The sequence below is a fragment of the Acinetobacter sp. AS23 genome (assembly GCF_023612055.1).
Classification (GTDB): domain Bacteria; phylum Pseudomonadota; class Gammaproteobacteria; order Pseudomonadales; family Moraxellaceae; genus Acinetobacter; species Acinetobacter oleivorans.
Map to the genome: position 1 here is coordinate 1190357 of NZ_CP082274.1, position 22074 is coordinate 1212430.

General features: G+C 38.5%; 15 protein-coding genes. 2 read left to right on the forward strand and 13 right to left on the reverse strand.

Translation table 11 applies throughout. From position 1 onward, the window contains the following. Positions 1–35: 35 nt before the first annotated feature. From K6I41_RS05530 to ahcY, 6 genes are all read right to left on the reverse strand, one after another. Positions 36–1274 carry a multifunctional CCA addition/repair protein gene (locus tag K6I41_RS05530; protein ID WP_005307166.1) on the reverse strand — a complete coding sequence of 413 codons (1239 nt, stop codon included), beginning with the start codon at positions 1272–1274 and terminating at the stop codon, positions 36–38. Positions 1275–1365: 91 nt separating this feature from the next. Continuing rightward, positions 1366–3636, reverse strand: coding sequence for an NADP-dependent malic enzyme (locus tag K6I41_RS05535; protein ID WP_111854390.1), 2271 nt, complete (start codon positions 3634–3636; stop codon positions 1366–1368). A gap of 238 nt (positions 3637–3874) precedes the next feature. Then, complete coding sequence (locus tag K6I41_RS05540; protein ID WP_250375367.1) at positions 3875–6727, reverse strand: EAL domain-containing protein; 2853 nt, start codon at positions 6725–6727, stop codon at positions 3875–3877. Positions 6728–6861: 134 nt separating this feature from the next. Beyond that, positions 6862–7584, reverse strand: a complete 723-nt coding sequence (locus K6I41_RS05545; protein WP_250375368.1) for a 16S rRNA (uracil(1498)-N(3))-methyltransferase — start codon at positions 7582–7584, stop codon at positions 6862–6864. Between the two features lie 18 nt (positions 7585–7602). Then, on the reverse strand, positions 7603–8439 hold the full coding sequence (gene metF / locus K6I41_RS05550; RefSeq protein ID WP_004790980.1) for a methylenetetrahydrofolate reductase [NAD(P)H]: 837 nt from the start codon (positions 8437–8439) through the stop codon (positions 7603–7605). A gap of 74 nt (positions 8440–8513) precedes the next feature. Next, entirely contained in the window at positions 8514–9896 is a 1383-nt protein-coding gene (ahcY, locus tag K6I41_RS05555; protein WP_005307152.1) for an adenosylhomocysteinase, read from the reverse strand. A gap of 222 nt (positions 9897–10118) precedes the next feature. Between ahcY and K6I41_RS05560 the strand changes: the two genes are divergently transcribed. Beyond that, complete coding sequence (locus K6I41_RS05560; RefSeq protein WP_250375369.1) at positions 10119–10655, forward strand: cysteine peptidase family C39 domain-containing protein; 537 nt, start codon at positions 10119–10121, stop codon at positions 10653–10655. A 38-nt stretch (positions 10656–10693) separates the two neighbouring features. Here the strand turns inward: K6I41_RS05560 and K6I41_RS05565 are convergent, their stop codons facing one another. The 3 genes from K6I41_RS05565 to lipA all read right to left on the reverse strand — a co-directional run bounded on the left by K6I41_RS05565 (position 10694) and on the right by lipA (position 14941). Continuing rightward, positions 10694–11077: a carboxymuconolactone decarboxylase family protein gene (locus K6I41_RS05565; protein ID WP_250375370.1), complete on the reverse strand. Its 384-nt coding sequence runs from the start codon at positions 11075–11077 to the stop codon at positions 10694–10696. 103 nt (positions 11078–11180) lie between these two features. Beyond that, complete coding sequence (locus K6I41_RS05570; protein WP_250375371.1) at positions 11181–13646, reverse strand: acyl-CoA dehydrogenase; 2466 nt, start codon at positions 13644–13646, stop codon at positions 11181–11183. A 281-nt stretch (positions 13647–13927) separates the two neighbouring features. Next, positions 13928–14941, reverse strand: coding sequence for a lipoyl synthase (lipA, locus tag K6I41_RS05575; RefSeq protein ID WP_004790988.1), 1014 nt, complete (start codon positions 14939–14941; stop codon positions 13928–13930). Positions 14942–15137: 196 nt separating this feature from the next. On the opposite strand from lipA, the gene sthA reads away from it, so the two are divergent. Next, complete coding sequence (gene sthA, locus K6I41_RS05580; protein ID WP_004790990.1) at positions 15138–16550, forward strand: Si-specific NAD(P)(+) transhydrogenase; 1413 nt, start codon at positions 15138–15140, stop codon at positions 16548–16550. A gap of 243 nt (positions 16551–16793) precedes the next feature. On the opposite strand, the gene K6I41_RS05585 is transcribed toward sthA, so the two are convergent. The 4 genes from K6I41_RS05585 to map form a co-directional block, all read right to left on the reverse strand. Further along, positions 16794–18008, reverse strand: coding sequence for an MFS transporter (locus K6I41_RS05585; RefSeq protein WP_250375372.1), 1215 nt, complete (start codon positions 18006–18008; stop codon positions 16794–16796). 172 nt (positions 18009–18180) lie between these two features. Further along, complete coding sequence (locus K6I41_RS05590; RefSeq protein WP_004790995.1) at positions 18181–19527, reverse strand: MFS transporter; 1347 nt, start codon at positions 19525–19527, stop codon at positions 18181–18183. A 406-nt stretch (positions 19528–19933) separates the two neighbouring features. Further along, complete coding sequence (locus tag K6I41_RS05595; protein ID WP_151988446.1) at positions 19934–21004, reverse strand: OmpW/AlkL family protein; 1071 nt, start codon at positions 21002–21004, stop codon at positions 19934–19936. Positions 21005–21212: 208 nt separating this feature from the next. Continuing rightward, positions 21213–22037: a type I methionyl aminopeptidase gene (gene map / locus K6I41_RS05600; RefSeq protein WP_004790999.1), complete on the reverse strand. Its 825-nt coding sequence runs from the start codon at positions 22035–22037 to the stop codon at positions 21213–21215. Positions 22038–22074 lie beyond the last annotated feature (37 nt).

Here is a 22074-nt window from a genome sequence, read left to right on the forward strand (position 1 = left end):
AAAGCCTCATTACGAGGCTTTTTTATTGGCTTAAATTAAGAATGTGTCGGTGTCTGATGTTGATGTTTGAACTCAGTTAAAGCATCAATGCGGTACTGAATTAACATTTCGCCAATTTCAGCACCCTTAATATTTTCTGGTAAATCCTGAACTTTAATAGAGCGAACCACTTGCATTGCATCTAACATATATTGAGCTTGAGGATAAGGGCGATCTTCTAGACCTAGTCTTCCTCTAGCATCGCACTCACACGCCTGCACAAAAGCCTCGACTCTTTCAGGACGGCGTAATACATCAAGGCGTTGTAATAAACGCCATACCGTTCCTGGTTTTAAAGACATAATCTGATGACATTTTAAATGCTCTTTACACACCGATAATGCCAACTGTCGAGTTTGAGTTGGAACTTTTAAACGTTCGCATAGTTCGGTAACGGGTTTCACGCCACGTTCTTCATGCATGATATGGCGCGGAAGTTCATTAACTGGCGTTAATGCTTTACCTAAATCATGTACTAAAACAGCAAATCGAACATCAAGCGAGTAGTTTGATTTACATGCTTGTTGTAAAGACATTAGGGTATGTATGCCGCAGTCTACTTCAGGATGATATTCAGGGCGTTGTGGTACACCAAACAATGCGTCAATTTCAGGGAAAAGATGTTTTAACGCACCGCAATCTCGTAATGTCTGAAAATAAATATCTGCATGATCTTCTAGGAGTGCACGTGAAGTTTCTTTCCACACACGTTCTGGTGTTAATGCATCAAGTTCACCTGACTCGGCCATCGTTTGCATGAGTTGTAAGGTTTCAGGTGCAATATGAAAGCCATATGCAGAATATCGAGCTGCAAAGCGTGCGACACGTAAAACACGTAAAGGGTCTTCAGCAAAAGCTTCTGAAACATGTCGTAAGGTTTTATTTTCTAAATCAGTTTGACCGCCATAGGGGTCATATAATTTGCCATCTTGATCCATTGCTATGGCATTGATGGTTAAATCACGGCGAATTAAATCTTCTTCTAAACTTACTGTGGTATCAGTAAAAAACTGAAAACCGTGATAACCCTTACCGGACTTTCGCTCAGTACGTGCAAGTGCATATTCTTCTTTCGTTTCAGGATGAAGAAACACAGGAAAATCTTTGCCTACAGGTTGAAAACCTTGGGCGAGCATATGTTCAGGTGTTGCTCCGACCACAACATAGTCTTTTTCTTGATAGGGATGCCCAAGTAGAGAATCTCGGACGGCACCGCCTACTAAATACACTTGCATGAAAAAACCTCTATTCTTCAAGCAATCATGCTACAGAATAGAGGTTTTCTCAAGTCATTAGACAGGCTTTTCGTAAAAAGCTCTTTCTAAATTACTTTTCTTGTTGTTGGATTTCCGCAACAGTTAAAGCAGTCATATTGATAAGACGACGAGTCGTTGCTGTCGGTGTCAAAATATGAACAGGTTTTGCTGCGCCAAGCAAAATTGGACCAATAGTAACGTTGTTACCAGAAGTCGCTTTCAACAAGTTAAATGAAATATTTGCTGCATCTAGGTTTGGCATAATGAGCAAGTTTGCAGAACCTTTAAAACGTGAACCAGGGAATGCAAATTGACGAATGCTTTCGTCTAATGCTGCATCACCATGCATTTCACCTTCAACTTCAAGCTCAGGAGCTTGCTCAGATAAAATACGATAAACTTCACGCATTTTTTGAGCACTTGAATCAGTTTGGTCACTACCAAAACTTGAATGAGAAAGAAGTGCTACACGTGGAGTAATACCAAAGCGACGTACTTCTTCAGCTGCCAAAATAGTCATTTCAGCAAGTTGTTCAGCAGTCGGGTTAGTATTTACATAGGTATCTGCAATAAACAAGTTACGATCTTCAAGCATTAATGCATTTAACGTGAAGAAGTTGTTCATGCCTTCTTTAAGACCGATAACATTACGTACAAAGTCAAGGTGAATGTTATAGCTGCTGTAAGTACCACATAACATACCGTCTGCTTTACCGAATTTAACCAGTAGAGATGCAATTAACGTTGAACGGCGGCGAGCTTCACGTTGAGCATATTCAACAGTGATGCCTTTGCGTTGCATTGTTTGATAGTAATCTTTCCAAAACTCTTCATACATCGGGTTTTGTTCTTGATCAACAATCTCAATATTTACGCCATGTTGTAAACGTAGGCCTAATTTTTTGATATTTGCTTCAATTACAGCAGTACGACCTACTAAAATTGGTTTAGCTAAATCTTCATCAACAGCAATTTGTACTGCACGTAATACGCGCTCGTCTTCACCTTCCGCATATGCAATACGCTTTGGATCAGCTTTTGCTTGAGCAAAAATTGGTTTCATCAAGAATGCAGAGTTATATACAAACTCAGACAATTTTTGACGATATACAGCGAAATCTTCGATAGGACGAGTTGCTACACCTGAGTCCATTGCAGCTTTAGCAACTGCTGGTGCAATTTCTAAAATTAAACGTTGATCAAGTGGGCGTGGAATTAAATAGTCACGACCAAATGAAGCAGATTTTTCACCATATGTTGCAGCATCAGCTTCAACATGAGCCATACGTGCAATTGCATGTACACATGCAATTTTCATGTCTTCATTAATCGTAGTTGCGCCAACGTCAAGTGCACCACGGAAAATGTATGGGAAACATAATGCGTTATTTACTTGGTTTGGATAGTCAGAACGACCAGTTGCCATAATGACGTCAGAACGTACTTCATGTGCATGTTCAGGTAAAATTTCTGGATCTGGGTTTGCCAAAGCAAAAATAATAGGGTTCTCAGCCATCTGTTTCACCATTTCTTTGGTGAGAATACCAGCAGCAGAAAGACCCAAGAACATATCAGCGCCAGCCATTACTTCATGAAGCTGAGATGCTGAAATATCTTGAACATAACGTTTTTTAGATTCGTCTAAGCCTTCACGTGAAGTGGTTAATAGACCACGAGAATCGGCAACAATGATATTTTCTTTTTTAGCACCAAGCGCGCAAAGCAAGTCTAAACATGAAAGTGCTGCTGCACCTGCACCTGAAGCTACAATTTTGATTTCATCAATTTTCTTATTTACAAGTTGCAATGCATTGAGCAAAGCTGAACCTACAATAATACTTGTACCATGTTGATCGTCATGGAATACAGGAATTTTCATGCGTTCACGAAGTTTCTTTTCAATATAGAAACATTCAGGCGCTTTAATATCTTCGAGGTTGATACCACCGAAAGTTGGCTCAAGAGAGGCAACGATATCTACAATTTTATCTGGATCGTTTTCTGCAATTTCGATGTCAAAAACATCTACACCAGCAAACTTTTTGAAGAGAACGCCTTTACCTTCCATTACAGGTTTAGAAGCCAATGGGCCAATATTACCTAAACCAAGAACAGCTGTACCGTTAGTTACTACAGCAACCAAGTTTCCGCGAGCTGTATATTTAGCAGCTGTTGAAGGATCACGTTCAATCTCTAAACATGGCGCAGCAACTCCGGGTGAGTAGGCTAAAGCCAAATCTCGTTGGTTGACAAGTTGCTTACTTGGGGTAACGCTGATTTTCCCTGGGTTTGGATATTCATGGTAATTTAAAGCGGCCTGTTTTAAAGATTGATCGTCCATCTGAGTCTCTATTTGATACAAAAAAGCAAACTAGTCAAATCACTCATTCAGGGAGAAGGCAACTCAGTTCTTTTACTATGCTTTAATTTTTACCAATTAAGAGAATAGTAGACGAATTGCCAATAGCCCTGTAGTGAGCTAAATGCTAAAGAATATAACACTACTTCTTTATTTCTCACAGTCAAAAACGCTCATTTTTGGAAAAAGCAGCATATGTAAAAATAGAGAGTTGGAACAATTAATAAATATGTGAATCTGTTTGTAGATAAGGAATAATCTGCTCAGCTGGGATAGGGCGGCTAAAGAAATAGCCTTGTAAAAAGTCACATTGCTGTTTTTGTAGATAGGCAACTTGTTCTTCTGTTTCTACACCTTCGGCAACCAATTTAAGACCCATACTTTTACCCATTGCAATCATGGCATTTACAATCGCTTCTTGTTTGTGATCACCAATTTTAGAAATGAAAGCACGGTCAATTTTTAGTACATCAATTGGATATTCAGTTAGGTAAGCCAAAGAGGAGTAACCTGTACCGAAGTCATCTAAAGCAATTGAAATATCTCGTTGTTTTATCGCATGTAATAGCGTTTTGACGTTATCTGTATTGTCTAATAAAGCCGACTCAGTAATTTCAAGTTCAAGATCAGAACCTTGTATATTATACTTTTGCAAAACTTCATCTAGATCATTAAGTAATAAGCCACGATGTATTTGCTGAGCGACAATATTTACAGAGACTTGAACGTTTGTGTAGCCTGCGTTTTTCCATTCTTGTAATTGTTTTCCAACTTTATCTAAAACGACTTTGCCAATATCTGAAATCAGGCTACTACGCTCAGCAAAAGGTATAAACATATTTGGCATGACTAATCCTTTTTCAGGATGTTGCCAACGTATTAATGCTTCAAAACCTATAATAGATTGATCTAGTAGATTAATTTTGGGTTGGTAATAAATGACAAATTCATCATTTTGAATGGCTTTACGTAACTCTTGTTCTAAATCAGCAGTTTTATATGGATGTTCTGCTTTATTGCAATAGTAAGAAATGGTGTTGCCCCCTAAGCGCTTTGCTTCTGAAAGTGCTTGTTCTGCATGGTTATTAAGATGGTCAATTTGCCGACCATGCTCAGGAAAGCATGCCACACCGATAGAAGCTGTAATAAAATATTCGTGATTATCAATATAAAAAGGTGCATTGAGCGCTTGCAGGATGTTTTGGCAATATTGCTCAATATTTGGATGGATTGGAGAGATTTCATAAATAATTGCAAAATCGTCGCTATTTAAATAGGCAACCAAAATTGCATTAATATTGATTAAGCGTAATCGTTGTGCGAACTGTTTAAGAAGTTCATCACCACTATCATTATTTAAAAATTCATTAAAAGCACGAAACCGGTCAATGTTTACTCGTATTAATGCTAAATTTTTAATGTTATATGAAGGGTTTACGAGATATTGATGTAATTGATTGTAATAGTAAAGACGATTAGGCAAGTGGGTGAGACTATCGTAATTTTTTAAATAGGATAGATGTTGTTCCTGACGTTTTTGCTCAGTGAGGTCACGTGCAAATCCAATATAATTTGTAATTTGATGGAACTCATCTTTGACCACATTGATGTGTAACCACAAATAGACGCTTTTGCCAGAACTAAACTTTTCATCAAATTGACCCATATATTCCCCAGTTTCGAGGAGCTGTTGGGTAATTGAGGTGTGAAATTGTTGTTGTAATTCTTTTTGATTAATCGCAATGCTAAATAATTCTTTATTTAGAAGTTCCGATTTAGAAAATCCAGTTAATTTCTCGTAGTAAGGGTTAATATCAATATAGTTTAGGTGTTCATCTAAAATGAATATGCCTTCGGCTGCTTGTTCAAGCACAATTGCCGATAGTCTTAAGTGTTCTTGATCTTTTTTCTCTTGATGTATATCTCGGGTCATCCCAACCATACGAAGCGCTTTTTGTGTTTTGGGATCTCTGGTAATGACACGACCTACATCATGAATCCATCGCCATGAACCATCTCGACGTAAAATCCTGAAATTGATATTAAAATGATCTGTAATTCCTTCCAGATGTTGCTTTAAACGCTCGTTAAACAGTTTCTTATCACTTGGATGTACGCGGTCTAAAATAGTATTGAGATGAATAACGGTCGTTTGAGTCTGCTTTTGTTGATCGAAAAAGGTAATTTCTAATTTTTGATTTTCAATATCCCAGTCCCAAGGTCGAATGCCTGCCGTTTCATTTGCAAAAGCTAAATTGTAGTGGTGGCTTTCAAGTTGCTCATTCATTTTAGTGAGATCGTATGTGCGTTCACGAACTTTTTGTTCTAGTAAATGGTTATTAAATTGGAGTTGGGCTTCAATATCTTTCGATTTATTCACTTCTTGTTGAAGTTGTACACATAACTCTTCAGCCCAATGGGTATGTTGTTCTGAAATTTGAATGAGCTGTTTATTTCTAAATAATAGTTGAGAAATTTTTTGATAGTTACGTTGAGTTGCGTATGCACAGAGTATGGTAGCTATGAAAGCGATGTTATAGGCGAAATAAAAAGGCAGCTGAGTAATGGGTGTATGTGTAAATTGAGCGATTAATAACGGTAATGTACTGGGAATAAATAAGAGATAAAAGTATCGAGGTTGTTGAGTTAAAAAAGTCAGTCCAATGATATGGGCAGAAGTGATAAACAAAGCAATTAAAATATGAGCATCTGGTAGGGTAACTAGCTCTTGAGGAAGATAAAAATGAATAACCGTAACGGTTGCCCCTAATAAAATTCCTGAAATAAAACAAATGCTTTGTAAGATAAGATCAGCTTTTTTAATAAAATTAATAGTACGATAGTGCGTTAAAATATTTGGAACAAATAATAGGCAGATAAGAGATACAATAGTGAGGCCCATGGACCAGTTAAATATTGTTATTGAAGATAAAAAATAATAAGAAAAAATAGCGTATGAGATGAGACATAGCAGTATTAAGCTAACTAAATACCAGCGTATATATTGAATTGAAAGTTTTAGCTGCTCAATTTTTGTTTGATGCTGTAAATATTCTTCCTGAAGCCCAGACATAAGATTTTTCTATCCTATTTTTTTACATATATACAGAAAGAATCTGATTTATCAGTGATAAAGAATTTGAAATTTTATTCATACAATAAAAGTAAATTAACTTTAAATAGCGATTTAATCAATGTTCAATGAACTTAGGTGGATAAAAACCGATAATTTAAAATAGATAAGGCGACGACTGGCGCAGTTTCTGTACGTAAAACACGGTCACCAATACACCAGTTCATAAAACCAGCTTGATTGGCTTGAGTAATTTCATTCTCGCTTAAACCGCCTTCTGGTCCAATTAACAAGGCAAGTTCAGGTTGTATGCCTGCTAATACATCTTTTTGTTCTTTTTCTGGCGCTAAAACGAATTTAGATTGAGGAAGTTCTGAAGAACTTAACCATTCATTAAGAGAAATAGGTGCTAATACTTCTGGGACTAAGTTCAAGCCACATTGTTCGCATGCTGCAATTGCAACAGCTTGCCAGTGATCTAATTTTTTTTGATCTCGGTGGTATTTTAAGCGCATTTCACAGCGGTCGCTTGTAAGTAACTGAATTTGACTTACACCAAGTTCAGTGGCTTTCTGAATGGCATAATCCATTCGGTCGCCTTTACTCATGACCTGACCCAGAACTGCTTTAAATGGGGCATTACGGTTATTAGGGTTGAAATTCTCAATTGTGACAAACGCATTTTTTTTATTAATTTCGCTCAGTGTCGCGAGATATTCGCCACCTTGGCCATTAAAGAGAGTCGCTTGTTCTTGTAATTGTGCACGTAAGACACGCACCCAATGATGAAATACTGATTCAGTTAGTTGAATAGTTGAACCAACTGTAAGTTCAGTTTCGATAAAAAAACGATTCATTGGGTACGCCTTACAAAATTAATTTAAACCAAGATCAACAACGAGTTGACGAGTTGGTTCGACTTGATTCATTGAATAGAAATGTAAGCTTGGTGCACCACCTGCGATCAGGCGTTCACATAGCTTCACAACAACTTCATGACCAAAAGCTTTAATACTCTCGCTGTCATCACCATAGGCTTGTAATTGTTTACGGATCCAACGAGGAATCTCTGCACCAGTACCATCAGCAAAGCGAATTAAATTGCTGGCATTGGTAATCGGCATGATGCCAGGAGCCACCGGAATATTAACTCCAGCTTTTTCCAGACGCTCAATAAAATAAAAGTATGAGTCTGGATTAAAGAAGAATTGTGTAATTCCTGCATTAGCGCCAGCTTGTACTTTTTCAATAAAACGTTGGATATCTGAATCAAGGTTTTCAGCTTGAGGGTGCATTTCAGGATAAGCTGCAACTTCAATATGAAAATGATCACCTGAGTGCTCACGAATAAAACGTACTAAATCTTGAGCATAAGGAAGTTCGCCAAGCCCGACTTGACCAGAAGGTAAGTCACCGCGTAAAGCGACAATACGGTTAATGCCTTGGGTTTTATATAAATCTAGTAACTCAGCAATACGCGCTTTATCATCACCAATGCATGAAAGGTGAGGTGCAACTGGTGTACCTTTACCATTGAAATCGTCAATAGCAGCAAGAGTACGTTCGCGAGTAGAACCACCAGCACCATATGTAATCGAGAAGAAATCTGGATTTAATAGTTGTAATTCTTGATGAACAATACGAAGTTTTTCAGCACCGGCATCAGTTTTCGGTGGGAAAAACTCAAAAGAAATGGGTATACGTTTAGTCATGTCAAATCCTTGTAAACAGCGAAACAATATTTTTAGAAAAAAGGGCAGTCGGTTCACCGTCTGCCCTTAAGTTCTTAGTATTTGTAAGCGTCAGACTTGAATGGTCCCTCAACAGCAACACCTAAATAGCCAGCTTGCTCTTGAGTTAATTGAGTAAGTACACCACCAAAACCTGCAACCATTGCCGCAGCAACTTCTTCGTCAAGTTTCTTCGGAAGAACTTCTACACGAATTTTTGCAGCTTTTTCACTTGCAGGAAGGTCAGCAAATTTCTCTTGGAATAAGTGAATTTGACCTAGCACTTGGTTAGCAAAAGAACCGTCCATCACGCGTGATGGGTGACCAGTTGCATTACCTAGGTTTACAAGGCGACCTTCAGAAAGAAGAATGAGGTAGTTATTTTCATCTTCAGAACGATAAACTTGGTGAACTTGTGGCTTAACTTCAACCCACTTATAACCACGTAAATAAGCTGTGTCGATTTCTGTGTCGAAGTGACCGATGTTACATACAACTGCACCAGCTTTTAAGCTATCTAACATTGCAGCATCACATACGTGGTAGTTACCAGTAGTCGTTACAACAAGGTCAGTGTTGCCAAGTAAGTCGTGGTTAATATCTTCTTTTTTACCTGTTTGTACGCCGTTTTTGTATGGAGATACAACTTCGTAGCCGTCCATACATGCTTGCATTGCACAAATTGGGTCAACTTCAGTTACACGAACAATCATGCCTTCTTGACGTAAAGATTGAGCAGAACCTTTACCAACGTCACCGTAACCGATCACAAGCGCACGACGACCAGATAAAAGCATGTCAGTTGCACGTTTGATTGCATCATTTAATGAGTGACGGCAACCATATTTGTTGTCATTTTTAGATTTAGTAACTGAGTCATTTACGTTAATTGCAGGTACTTTCAAAGAACCGTCTTTCCACATTTCAATAAGACGTTGAACACCTGTAGTCGTTTCTTCAGTAATACCGTGAATGCGTTCTAAAAGAGCAGGGTATTTTTCATGAACAAGAGCAGTTAAGTCACCCCCATCGTCCAAAATCATGTTGGCATCCCAAGGTTGACCATTAACATTCACTTGTTGTTCAAGGCACCATACATATTCTTCTTCAGTTTCGCCTTTCCAAGCAAAAACAGGAATACCGCGAGCAGCAATTGCAGCAGCAGCATGGTCTTGAGTCGAGAAAATGTTACATGAAGTCCAACGAACTTCAGCACCTAATTCAACAAGCGTTTCAATAAGAACCGCTGTTTGAATGGTCATGTGAATACAACCAAGGATTTTTGCACCAGCAAGTGGTTTAGACGCTGCATAACGCTTACGTAAACCAATTAAAGCTGGCATTTCTGCTTCAGCAAGTTTGATTTCTTTACGACCGTAGTCAGCAAGAGAGATGTCAGCAACTTTATAATCTGTAAATGAAGCATTAACCGCGTTCATCAGGATCTCCTAGGGAAAAAATAGTATGGATCGTTCTGTTCGCGGATGCCGTTGTTGGTTAAAACGAGTGTTTAACCGATTGTCGAGCCTGGCAAATTGATCTTTAGTGCCGATCATTTGTCGCAGCATCCCTCGACTAGCGAAACATTGTACTTGGAAAAGCTTTTAGTGCCAATCCAGTTTTGTTTATTATCTGCCTAATTATCCTTATAGATTCAAATTATGGCAGTAAATATTCCCCAAGCTCTAGCAAACCTCGAAGCTAACTGTGGTGTTTTTGCGGTTTGGATGGTGCTTCAACATCATGGAGTACAAATTGATGTTGCTGAGTTGATTAAAGTTTGCCGACACGACGAAGGGGGTACCTATACTATTGCCTTAGCCGTTGCATTAAAGAAATTAGGATTTAACGTGTCATTTCATTCAGATGAAGATCCTAATATTAGCCCAAGTGAACGAATGAGCTATAAAGAAGCAAAGGTATTGAAAATACCGACAGGACCTGCGTTGAGCTATCAAGATATTCAAGCTGAAATTCAAAATGGCAAAATGGTGATTGTCTATTACGATACTTTAGAAGGTGTTGGAAATCAGTCTCTCATCTATTCTATTGACCCAAAAGAAATCTGCTTTTTTGATAATTTTGAACCGATGTCAGCAGCAGTTTTTGAAAAGCAACGTCAAGTAGAAGGGATTTGTTGTCAGGCTATCGTGATTGATGACCGTAATTTTCAGATACATTCGACTAAATTGAATTAGATTAAAAAGAGCCAGTAGTCTGCTGGCTCATATTGAAATTATTTTTGTTGATATTCTTGAATCACTTCTAAAGCAGCGCGAAAAGCTTCTTGAGTAGCAGGTGCGCCACAATATGGAAGGCTGTGCAATAAAGTTTCTTGAATCTCTTCAACTGTACAGCCATTGTTGAGTGCACCACGAACATGGCCTTTGAGTTCTGTGGGTGACTTAAGTGCAGTTAACATTGCCAAAGTAATTAATGAACGATATTTACGTGGTAATACGCCTTCACGCTGCCAAGTCGATCCCCATGCATGCTCGTTAATCCAGTCTTGTAAAGGCTGGGTAAAAGGTATGGTGTTTTCTTGGGCGCGTTTTACAAAAGCTTCTCCCATCACTTCTGTGCGAACTTTTAATCCATTTTCGTAATCTTGCTTAGACATTAATTTCTCCTAAAAATAAAAGCGTCGATTGACGCTTTTATGGCTGTTTATTAATTAATGCGAATCAAGTGTGATTGCAATAGTGAATTAGTGGAGGCATCAGTCACACAATTTGATGAGGGTTCGACAAAGGAAGGTCCTTATTTAAATCTTCATCAAATACATCTGTAAGCATGCTATCGAATCGAATTGCGTTGTATTGCAATAATTGTTGAGCTTCACTTTCAGTAATAAAACCTTCTTTTATTGCTTGTGCAATATTCTCTTCGAAAGTAAGTCCTGTAAATTTGCCTTTAGATTCAGCTTTTTTGAACTTATCCCAAAGTGGTTCAAGGGTTCGTAGAATTTGGAATGTATGTTCTAAACGTCCAGTCACATCATCGGCTTTAGTTGAATAAAATACGTGATGTTTAAGCTGCTCTCTAAAAGGATGCTCTTGCATCATAAGTTCAGCGACTTGCTGTTTTAACTCATCGTCAGGTTTTGAAATGACACGGCCAAGAGGGAAACAGATCCATTTTACAAATGCCGCTGGAAGTTTAGCTGGGAAGTTTTCAAATAATCCCCAAAATGCTTCCTGAATATTCAAGAACGCTTTTTGTAAAGCTAATTTAGCGTGAAGTTGTTCGGCTTCAGTTTTTTGGCCAGCTTCATAAAATTTTAAAATCGCAGTAGAAATAAAGAGGTGCGCGTGAATATCTGCCAAGCGTCCTGATAACATTTCTTTGCGTTTTAAGTCGCCTGCAAGTAAACCAAGTGACATATCCGAAACAAGCGCGAAGTTGGCACTAAAACGGTTAATTGTCTTATAGTAACTAGCAGTAAATTGATCTACTGATTGAGGAGCATCATTTGAGCCACCTGTCCAACCATAAGCAAATGATTTTGCCCCACGATTAAAGGTATAGGCTAAATGTTTAAATAATAAATCATCGAATTTTTGAACTGCATTAGCTTTATCCTCAGATTGAAGGAGTTGTAATTCTTCAAATAGATAAGGATGACAACGCATTGAACCTTGACCAAAAATCATCAATGAACGAGTCAAAATATTTGCGCCTTCTACCGTAATTGCAATTGGAATCGCTTGATAGGTAAGGGCAAGGAAGTTACGTGGTCCAAGTTGAATTGCACGTCCTCCAGCAATATCCATTCCGTGATTAACGACTTTACGCATCGTTTCAGTTGCATAATATTTTGCCATGGCAGTCATTACCGCAGGTGTTCCACCTTGATTTAGGCCACATGTCACTAAATAACGGAATGCTTCAAGCATGTAGGCATCGCTGGCAATTTCACTGGTCGCTTCTTGTACGCCTTCAAATTTACCTACTGAAATATTGAACTGTTGACGAATTTTTGCAAAAGCACCAACGGTTAAATAGCTCATTTCACCTGCTGCTGTTGCTAAAGCTGGAAGGGAAATACCACGACCAACACCTAAGCACTCCATTAGCATTCGCCAGCCCTTACCGGCATTTTCTTGCCCACCAATAATCCAGTCAATAGGAATGAAAACATCTTCTCCTTCTACGGTTCCATTCATAAATGGAGAACCTGGAAAATGACGCGCTCCTATTTTTACGCCTGCATGACTGGCAGGAATGAGGGCACAGGTAATTCCGTATTCTGTTTTGTTTTTATCGCCGAGTAACCCTTCAGGGTCATATAGTTTAAATGCAAGACCTACGACTGTGGCAATTGGTGCAAGGGTAATCCAGCGTTTAGAGAAATTCATACGGAGCCCAAGAACTTGAGCACCTTCATATTCGCCGTAGCAAACAACACCCGAATCTGGAATCGCACCAGCATCGGAACCCGCTTCTGGACTGGTTAAACCAAAACATGGAATTTCTTCACCTTTAGCAAGACCCGGTAAATATTGTTGCTTTTGAGCATCAGTACCGTAGTGCATGAGTAGCTCACCTGGTCCTAACGAGTTTGGAACCATACAACTCACAGCTGTGGTGAGTGAGCGGGAAGCAATTTTGCTCATAATACGGCTTTGAGCAAATGAGCTAAATTCTTTACCACCAAATGACTTTGGAATAATAAGACCTAAGAAACCTTTGTCTTTAATAAATTGCCAAACCTCTGGTGGAAGATCTTTTAAGTGATGATGAATTTCCCACTCATTGAGCATGCTACAAAGTAGCTCAACTTCATTATCAATAAAACTTTGTTCTTCTTCTGACAACGTTGGGTAGGGATATTTCTCAAATTGAGACCAATCAGGTGATCCCATAAACAATTCTTTTTCCCACCAACTGGTACCTGCCTCTAAAGCCTCTTGTTCAGTCGTACTGATGCTCGGCATTGAGTTTGCTAATGTTTTATATGCAGGTTTAGTAATCAGGTTAAGGCGTAATGGTGCAAATAAAATAATGATACTAAGGGCAATGACGGGAATACCTAAAATGAGAGCCCATGGCGTTAATATGAGTGCAGTAAATATAGCTACCGCAATCGTAATTACACTGCCAATGATTCGGTTCAGGTTAAAAAAGAAAATTGCCCATATTGCAAAAAGCTGAATGACAATGCTTAAAACAAAGAGTAGGAAAATCATACTTGCTCCTTGCTAGATAAGCCCTCAAGTTAGAAGTTACGAAAAAAGCGAGGAGAGATTTAAGGCTTAACTAGCTAATTTTAATGCTGTTTAAATTTAATTTTTTATATCGCAATTGATGTATATGCTAGAGCAGGGATATATCGTACTTTTAGGTATAAGATATTTTTCAGTGAAAGTGTAATGGCTTGTTTTATCGATTTGTCAAGAAATGTTATTGATTTTCTTATACAAATAAAAAGCCCTCTGTGTTAGAGGGCTTTTTATAGATATTTAATTTATTAAGCTTCGACGGTTTGAACAGCAATTTTTTTAGCTGGATCTACTTTACGACGAACTTCTGGTACTGGCTCACCGTGGTATTGACGATCAGCAAAATAACTTGAACGAACCATTGGTGCAGACCAAATATTTCTAAAGCCAAGTTTACGACCATGCTCTGCATAACGTTCAAACTCTTCTGGCGTTACAAAGCGGTCGATTGGTGCATGTTGTTTAGAAGGCTGTAAATATTGACCAATAGTCACATAGTCAACATCGTGAGCACGTAAGTCATCAAGCAATGCAATCACTTCTTCTTCAGTTTCACCAATACCGACCATCAAACCACATTTTGTTGGGATATCTGGGCAGTATTCTTTAAACATTTTTAATAAGGTTAAAGAGTGTTGATAGTCTGAACCTGGACGCATTGCTTTATATAAGCGAGGCACAGTCTCAATGTTATGGTTAAATACGTCTGGCGGACATTCAGTCATAATGCGTAAAGCAATATCCATACGTCCACGGAAATCTGGTACTAAAATCTCAAGCAATGTCGTCGGGCTAAGTGCGCGAGCTTCTTTAATACAGTCCACAAAGTGTTGTGCACCGCCGTCAAGTAAGTCATCACGGTCAACTGAAGTAATTACTGCATACTTGAGTTTCAGGTTAGAAATGGTTTCTGCCATGTGACGAGGTTCGTCAGCATCGAGTGCATTTGGACGACCATGTGCTACATCACAGAAAGGACAACGGCGTGTACAAATATCGCCCATAATCATGAATGTTGCCGTACCGCCACCAAAACATTCTGGCAGGTTAGGACAAGCAGCTTCTTCACAAACGGTATGGAGTTTTTGAGCACGTAAAGTCGTTTTAATACGCTGAACTTCTTCTGGTGCCGTCATCTTGACACGAATCCAGTCAGGTTTACGCGGCACTTCAACCGTAGGTACAACTTTTACAGGAATTCTTGCGACTTTTTCTGCGCCACGAAGTTTTACACCCTGTTCAGGTTTACGGTGTTCTGACATATCTAACTTTTCCACTCGTTTATAGAGACATTGACATTGTATTATAGCGAAGTTCTTCAGTTAATAGCGGAAAATAACTATTCATATAATAAATGTGGCTATTCAGAAATATAGGGTTGAGAAATACATAAATTCACCGCATATTAGTCATAATCTATTATAAAATATGGTCATTCAAGAGAGGAAGGAGCTTTCAATGCCACGTAAAAAAGAGGTCGTTAGTGGGAATTTCGTTAAATACGATGCGGTAGTTCTCGGTTCTGGACCTGCGGGTGAAGGCGCGGCAATGAAGCTTTCAAAAGCTGGTAAGCGTGTTGCAATTGTAGATGTGCGTGATCAACTTGGTGGTAACTGCGCACACGTAGGAACGATTCCAAGTAAAGCATTACGTCAAACAGTTTCTAGTATTATTCGCTATCAGCGTGATCCAATGTTTCAAAAAGTAGGTGAATGGAAACAATTCACCATGAAACAGGTTCTGCGTAATGCACACAAGGTGATTCAACAACAGGTTGATACACATACACGTTTTTATGACCGTAACAAGATTGGTGTCTTCCACGGTCGTGCATATATTCAAGATAAAAATACAGTTCTAGTTTTTAGCCATGAAGGTATTAAAGAAACAATTATCTGTAAGCAAATCGTGATTGCGACAGGTAGTCGTCCTTATCATCCACAAGGTCTCGACTTTGATCATCCTCGCGTGTTTGATTCGGACAAGATTCTTGATCTTGATTATTCAATTCAAAAAATTATTATTTACGGCGCGGGCGTTATTGGCTGTGAATATGCCTCAATCTTTATTGGTCTAGACCATAAAGTTGACTTGATTAATACTCAGCAAAAACTATTAAGTTATCTGGATGATGAAATTGCTGATGCTTTGTCATATCACTTACGTGAACAAGGTGTGTTAATTCGTCACAACGAACAAATGGATCATCTTGAAACGTTTGATGACCATGTTGTTTTACACTTACAAAGTGGTAAAAAGATTAAAGCCGATGCCATTCTTTGGTGTAACGGCCGTTCAGGTAACACAGAAGGCTTAGGTCTTGAGAACGTTGGACTAGTTCCAAACAACCGCGGACAGCTTTCTGTAAATGATCAATATCAAACTGAAGTTGAAAACATTTATGCTGCTGGTGACGTGATTGGTTGGCCATCACTTGCTTCTGCTGCTTATGACCAAGGGCGCTGTGCTGGCGCAAACATGAGTGGTGAAGATGCGAAGCCAGTACGTGATATCCCAACTGGTATCTATACCATTCCTGAAATCTCATCAATTGGTAAAAATGAACAGGAATTAACGGAAGAAAAAATTCCGTATGAAGTGGGTCAAGCTTCTTTCCGTCATTTGGCTCGTGCACAAATTACCGGTGATACAGTGGGCGAGTTAAAAATTCTTTTCCACCGCGACACTATGGAAATTTTAGGTATTCACTGTTTTGGTAATAACGCTGCCGAAATTATCCACATTGGGCAAGCAGTTATGCACAGCCCAAATAATACCTTGAAATATTTCGTTGAAACGACCTTTAACTATCCAACAATGGCTGAAGCATATCGTGTAGCTGCACTTAATGGTATGAATCGTTTGTTTTGATTTTAAATAAGTTTTCAATAAAAAAGCCTGCAAATTTGCGGGCTTTTTTATTTTCATTAGATCATAGGTTTTTTATATTTTTATGACAATCCAAAGGATGATTTTAGCTTTTCATCATACTAGTGTGGACAAAATGCTTGGTTAAAATATTCAAATAAATCCGGTGTTTGTTTCCATAGAATGATGGAAAGCACCAAAAGCGTGACTAGGATAAAAGTCATAATTGTTTTCAAAAGTAAGGTATTATGCGTCATGAATAACAGCCTCCTCATTCACAAAAAAGTGTACGATTACACCCACTATACTTAATGCTATAGAACATAGCCAAATTGCATTGTAATTACCTGTTAAATCGTGGTTAACACCGCCAAGCCAACCGCCAAAGAAAGAACCGACTTGATGGGTGAAAAACACAATACCACTTAGCATTGAAAGATATTTAACGCCAAACATATTTGCCACAATGCCGTTCGTGAGCGGAACAGTAGAGAGCCATAAAAGGCCCATAATAATTCCAAAAGCATATACCGTATAAATGCTTAAAGGTAATAACAAGAAGGCAATGATCGCGATGCCACGGCTGCCGTAAAGCGCCATTAATAATTTAGGTTTTGAGAAGCGGTCTCCTAACCAGCCAGCACCATAAGTCCCCACAATATTAAATAGTCCAACTAGGGCTAGAAACACAGTTCCTGTAGCTGCATCAAAGCCGTGGTCGATTAAATAACCAGGTAAATGTACACCTAAGAAAACAACTTGGAATCCACATACTAAGAAACCTAAAGCTAACCACCAAAAGGGTCTATGTTTTCTGGCAATATTCAGCACTTGTTTAAATGTAAGCTGAGGTTGTGCAATTGCTTTTGGTGTTTGATTGCTTGGTCCTTTTAACATCCATGCAAGCGGAATAATAAGAGCAATTAATAGCGCACTGACCATTAGGGCAGCTGACCATCCAACATTCTTGAGTAAGAGAAGGGTAGATGGCAGCATAATAAACTGACCGAAAGAACCTGCTGCACTTGCAATCCCCATTGCCATACTTCTTTTTTCTGGAGGGGCAGCTCGGCCTACTGCACTAAGTAAAACTGTAAAGGAGGTTGCTGATAAAGCTAAACCAATAATAAGACCTAGGCTTAAATTCAAAATGAGTACACTTGAACTAAAAGCCATTAATAGTAAGCCGAGGGCGTAAAGTAATCCGCCAACAGCAACCACAATTTTACTGCCATATTTATCTGCGATTGCGCCAGTAAAAGGTTGAACTGCACCCCAGATCAGGTTCTGCATGGCGATTGCAAGACTAAAAACATGTTGGCCCCAGCCAAACTCATGGCTCATTGGAACCAAATAAAGTCCAAAACCATGCCTAACGCCTAAAGAAAGAGCCAAAATAAGGGCACTACCAATCAGCATATAGATAAGTGGCTGGGAAAAGTTGTGAGCAGTTTTAGTCATCGTTAATGGAAAATTATAATAATGTGGTCATTTATTGTAGAAGATATATCGAAAAATATCGATATAGATGGCAAGAATATTTAAGAAGAATTAAAAAGTGGGTAATGTAAATATTTTATGATAAGAAATTTGAAGAAGCAGAGACCATTTTGATCTCAGCTTCTTATAAAAATTAAGCTGTTGAATTACGTTCAAGTAATGCTTGTTCAAAAAGAACTTGTTCTTTTTCTTTATGTTCAGTTGTGAAGCGAATCAAAATTACGCTACAGCCTGCGACCATAACCAGACCGCCTAAAATAAACAGGCAAGTTTGAACATCGAGTAAGCCTTTAAGTAAGAAACCTGCTGCAACTGCACCAACATTGCCACCCGCACCAATAATTCCTGCGACTCCACCTAATGCAGTGCGATCGATAAATGGTACGAGTGCGTAAGTTGCTCCACATGCCATATGCGTAAACAAAGCAAAAATAGTCATCGAAATAATTGCGAGCGCTACAGCATTCATTTGCGAGAAGAGTATTAAGAATAAACCTTCACCTAAAATCATGAGCACAAGCACTTTCGTACGGCCATCTAAACCTTTTTTGAGTGCGACTTTATCGGAAATGATACCACCTAGTGCACGAGCGAATAATGCCAACAGACCAAAGATTCCGGCAGTTAGTCCAGCCGTTTTTAAATCCATTTTAAACTGATCAACATAATACATTGCTGCAACGTTATGGATAAAAATCTCAATACCAAAACTTGCACCATATGCCAAAAATAAAATCCAGACACGATAGTTGCGAGCGGCTTGCATTAAAATGGCAGTACCACCTTTTTTACCACTTCCGACCTCAATACCTTGCGCGCGAACTTCTTTAAAGTTTCCTTGAGGGCAATCTTGAGTTAATTTCCAATAAAGAATGCCAACAATAACCATCATTACGCCAGGTACGATTAATGCCACGCGCCACCCCATGGTTTGTTCAACACCAAACATCACAATTGCACCGAGTAATAAAGGCATTAAAGCTTGTGTTGCTCCACCGCCAGCATTTCCCCAGCCAGCCGTTGCCGCATTTGCTGTTCCTACAACGTTAGGTGCAAACATGACACTTGTATGATATTGAGTAATGACGAAGCTTGCGCCAATCGCACCAATAAGTAAGCGAAAGAATAGAAAAGATTCATAGCTATTAGCAGCAGCTACTCCAAATACTGGAATGCTGCCAACTAATAGTAGAGTGGTGTACGTAATACGTGGGCCATATTTGTCGCAGAGTGGTCCGACAATAAGCCGCACTAAAATAGTAATAGCAACAGCAGCAATATTAATATTAGCAATTTGATCTTTTGTTAGGCCAAATTCACCTTTAATCACGGGCATTAATGGTGCACACGCAAACCATGCAAAGAAACATACAAAGAAAGCGAGCCATGTCATGTGGAAGGCACGCATTGCTGGAGTTGAAAAACTGAATAATTTAATTTCAGTTGCTTTTTTTGCATCTAATTGGATATTTGAAGACATACGCCGTCCCTCTGAACTGAACGAAATTTAATTTGCATGGCAATTTATTGCCTATCTGCAGACCGATCAGAGCGGACATCGTTGGCCGTCTTTGTTTATTCATTGAATCATCATTGATTCATCATGCTCTGAATAAAGCAAAGCTTGTGCCAAAAAATGAATTTTACTAAAAAGGAAAAATTACTTTCTAATTTTATTGAGTTAGTTTGTGAATAGAAAAATAATAAAAAATTGGAAAAAAATAAGAGGGTATTAATAAAAATTTTAAAAGGTTTCCACAGCTGTATTTTTTATAAAAAATGCTCATTTTTTTAGCATTTTGATTTAAAAAGAAGCAATTTTTAGGAGAAATAGAGTGAAAGAAAGCTATAAAAACTTATACAAGTCTTTATAGCTTTATGCAGGGTTAGAAGCGGTAACCAACACCGGCATAACCTAAAATTGGGTTAATTTCGATATCTGCTTTTGCATTGATTAATTCACCATACTTAGCATCATTTACTGTAATCGTCGTATCTGTTTTTAAGTGAGCATAGGAAACAGAGCCAACGGCATACCATTTATCATTAAAGTCGTAGGTGAAACCTAAAGTCGCTACAGGAGCAATAGCATCTGAAGCTTCAAGTTCTACTTTAGGATCTCCTGAGCTAGTTTTTCTTTCTAAAGCAGCACCAGCTTTACCATCTTTAATATTCACAATCATATGACCAGCATTGACTAAATCTTTCTCAATTTCTGGATTCATTTCTAATTCACTGAAATAAGCGTACATGACCCCTAGTCCAACATAGGGTCTAAATTTATTTACACCAGTTTTGCCGAAGTGATATTGAAATTCAAATGCTGGTGTCCAAGCACGTGCTGAAGCGGCACTCCCATGTCCTTCAAGATCTGTAATGAAAAGATTATTTTCAAGTTCCATAGATCCAAGAATTCCACCAGCAGGTTTAGCTGTGGCTGAAAAAGGCGCATAAATTTTCCCTTTACCTTGCAAGTCAACTTTAGGTGGAATCCCAGCTTTTAACTCTAATGAAAAATTATCTGTAAAAAAGTAATTACTCATTAACCCTAAGGTGGTGACATCATCAGCTTCCAAACCTGTTTTGTCAGCATCCCATTGACTTAGACCACGCACTTCAGCTGTTCCGCTTAGCCAAGAAGGAATCGTATCTGTACCTAAACCAATAACATCAATGAGCTGTTCAAGAACGACATTACTATTACTGTCTGAAATGTTGTCTTGAATCGTTTTAACTTTAATATCTCCGACTTTAGATTGCTCATTTTCTTTAACAGAAGTATTAATTCTAAAAGGCTGAGCATTACCAGTCGGTTTAACATATAAAGGACCAGCAGAGACTGAAAAACGTTTGAAGCCATCACCATCTTTTAAACTAAAATATGGCGAAGCGGCGTTAGTGATTGTTGGCAGGGCAAAACAGGCAGCTGTCATACAAAATAATGACTTTTTCATCATAAAAGGACTCCATGTCCGAACTTTTGTTTACTGATTTTTATTGAGCCAACCATACCGCGTTTTATTAAAATGATTGTTTATTAAAAATTAATAATTGTAATTTTTTTTGAAATAATTGTTTATATTTGGCAATATTTGTTAATTTTAAATACATAATAAATAATAAAAGGCTACATAAAGCAGCCTTTTATTTAAGTTTCTTAAACTATTAATTGAAGCGAGATAAGTCCTCTTCAGGGCGTGCAGTTAAAACTTCAATCCCTGTTTGAGTCACTAAAATAGTATGTTCATATTGAGCTGAAAGTTTATGGTCTTTCGTTACAACAGTCCATTTATCGCCTAATAGTTTAGTTTGCCATACGCCAGCATTTACCATAGGTTCAATCGTAAAAGTCATACCAGCTTCCAGACGCATACCTGTTCCAGCTTGACCATAATGTAATACTTGAGGTTCATCATGGAAAACGGTGCCAATACCGTGGCCACAATATTCACGTACCACACTAAAACGCTCTGATTCGACATATTTCTGGATTGCATGACCAATGTCCCCTAAATATGAACCATCTTTAACAGTTGCCATGCCTCGATACATCGCTTCTTGAGCAACTTTACATAGACGATTGGCTAAAATAGATGTCTCACCACCAACGATATACATCATGTTTGTATCGCCGTGATAACCATCTTTAATCACAGTTACATCAATATTTAAAATATCGCCGTTTTTTAACGTTTTATTTTCAGAAGGAATGCCATGGCAGACAACATGGTTAACCGAAGTACAAATAGAGTGCTGAAAAGCAGGGCGTCCAGGAGCGCCACCATAGCCGACACAGGCAGGAATAGCATGTTGTACATTTTCAATGTGATTACGGCAAATGGTATCAAGTTCAAGTGTACTTACACCCGCCTTGATATACGGCTTGATCATCTCTAGAACTTCAGCCGCCAGTCGTCCTGCAATGCGCATTTTTTCAATTTCATCTGGAGTTTTGATTAATCGACGTGGAGCTGTATAAGTACTGTTCATGATCTCTAAAAACTTTTGGTAATTTACAAGTGTCTAT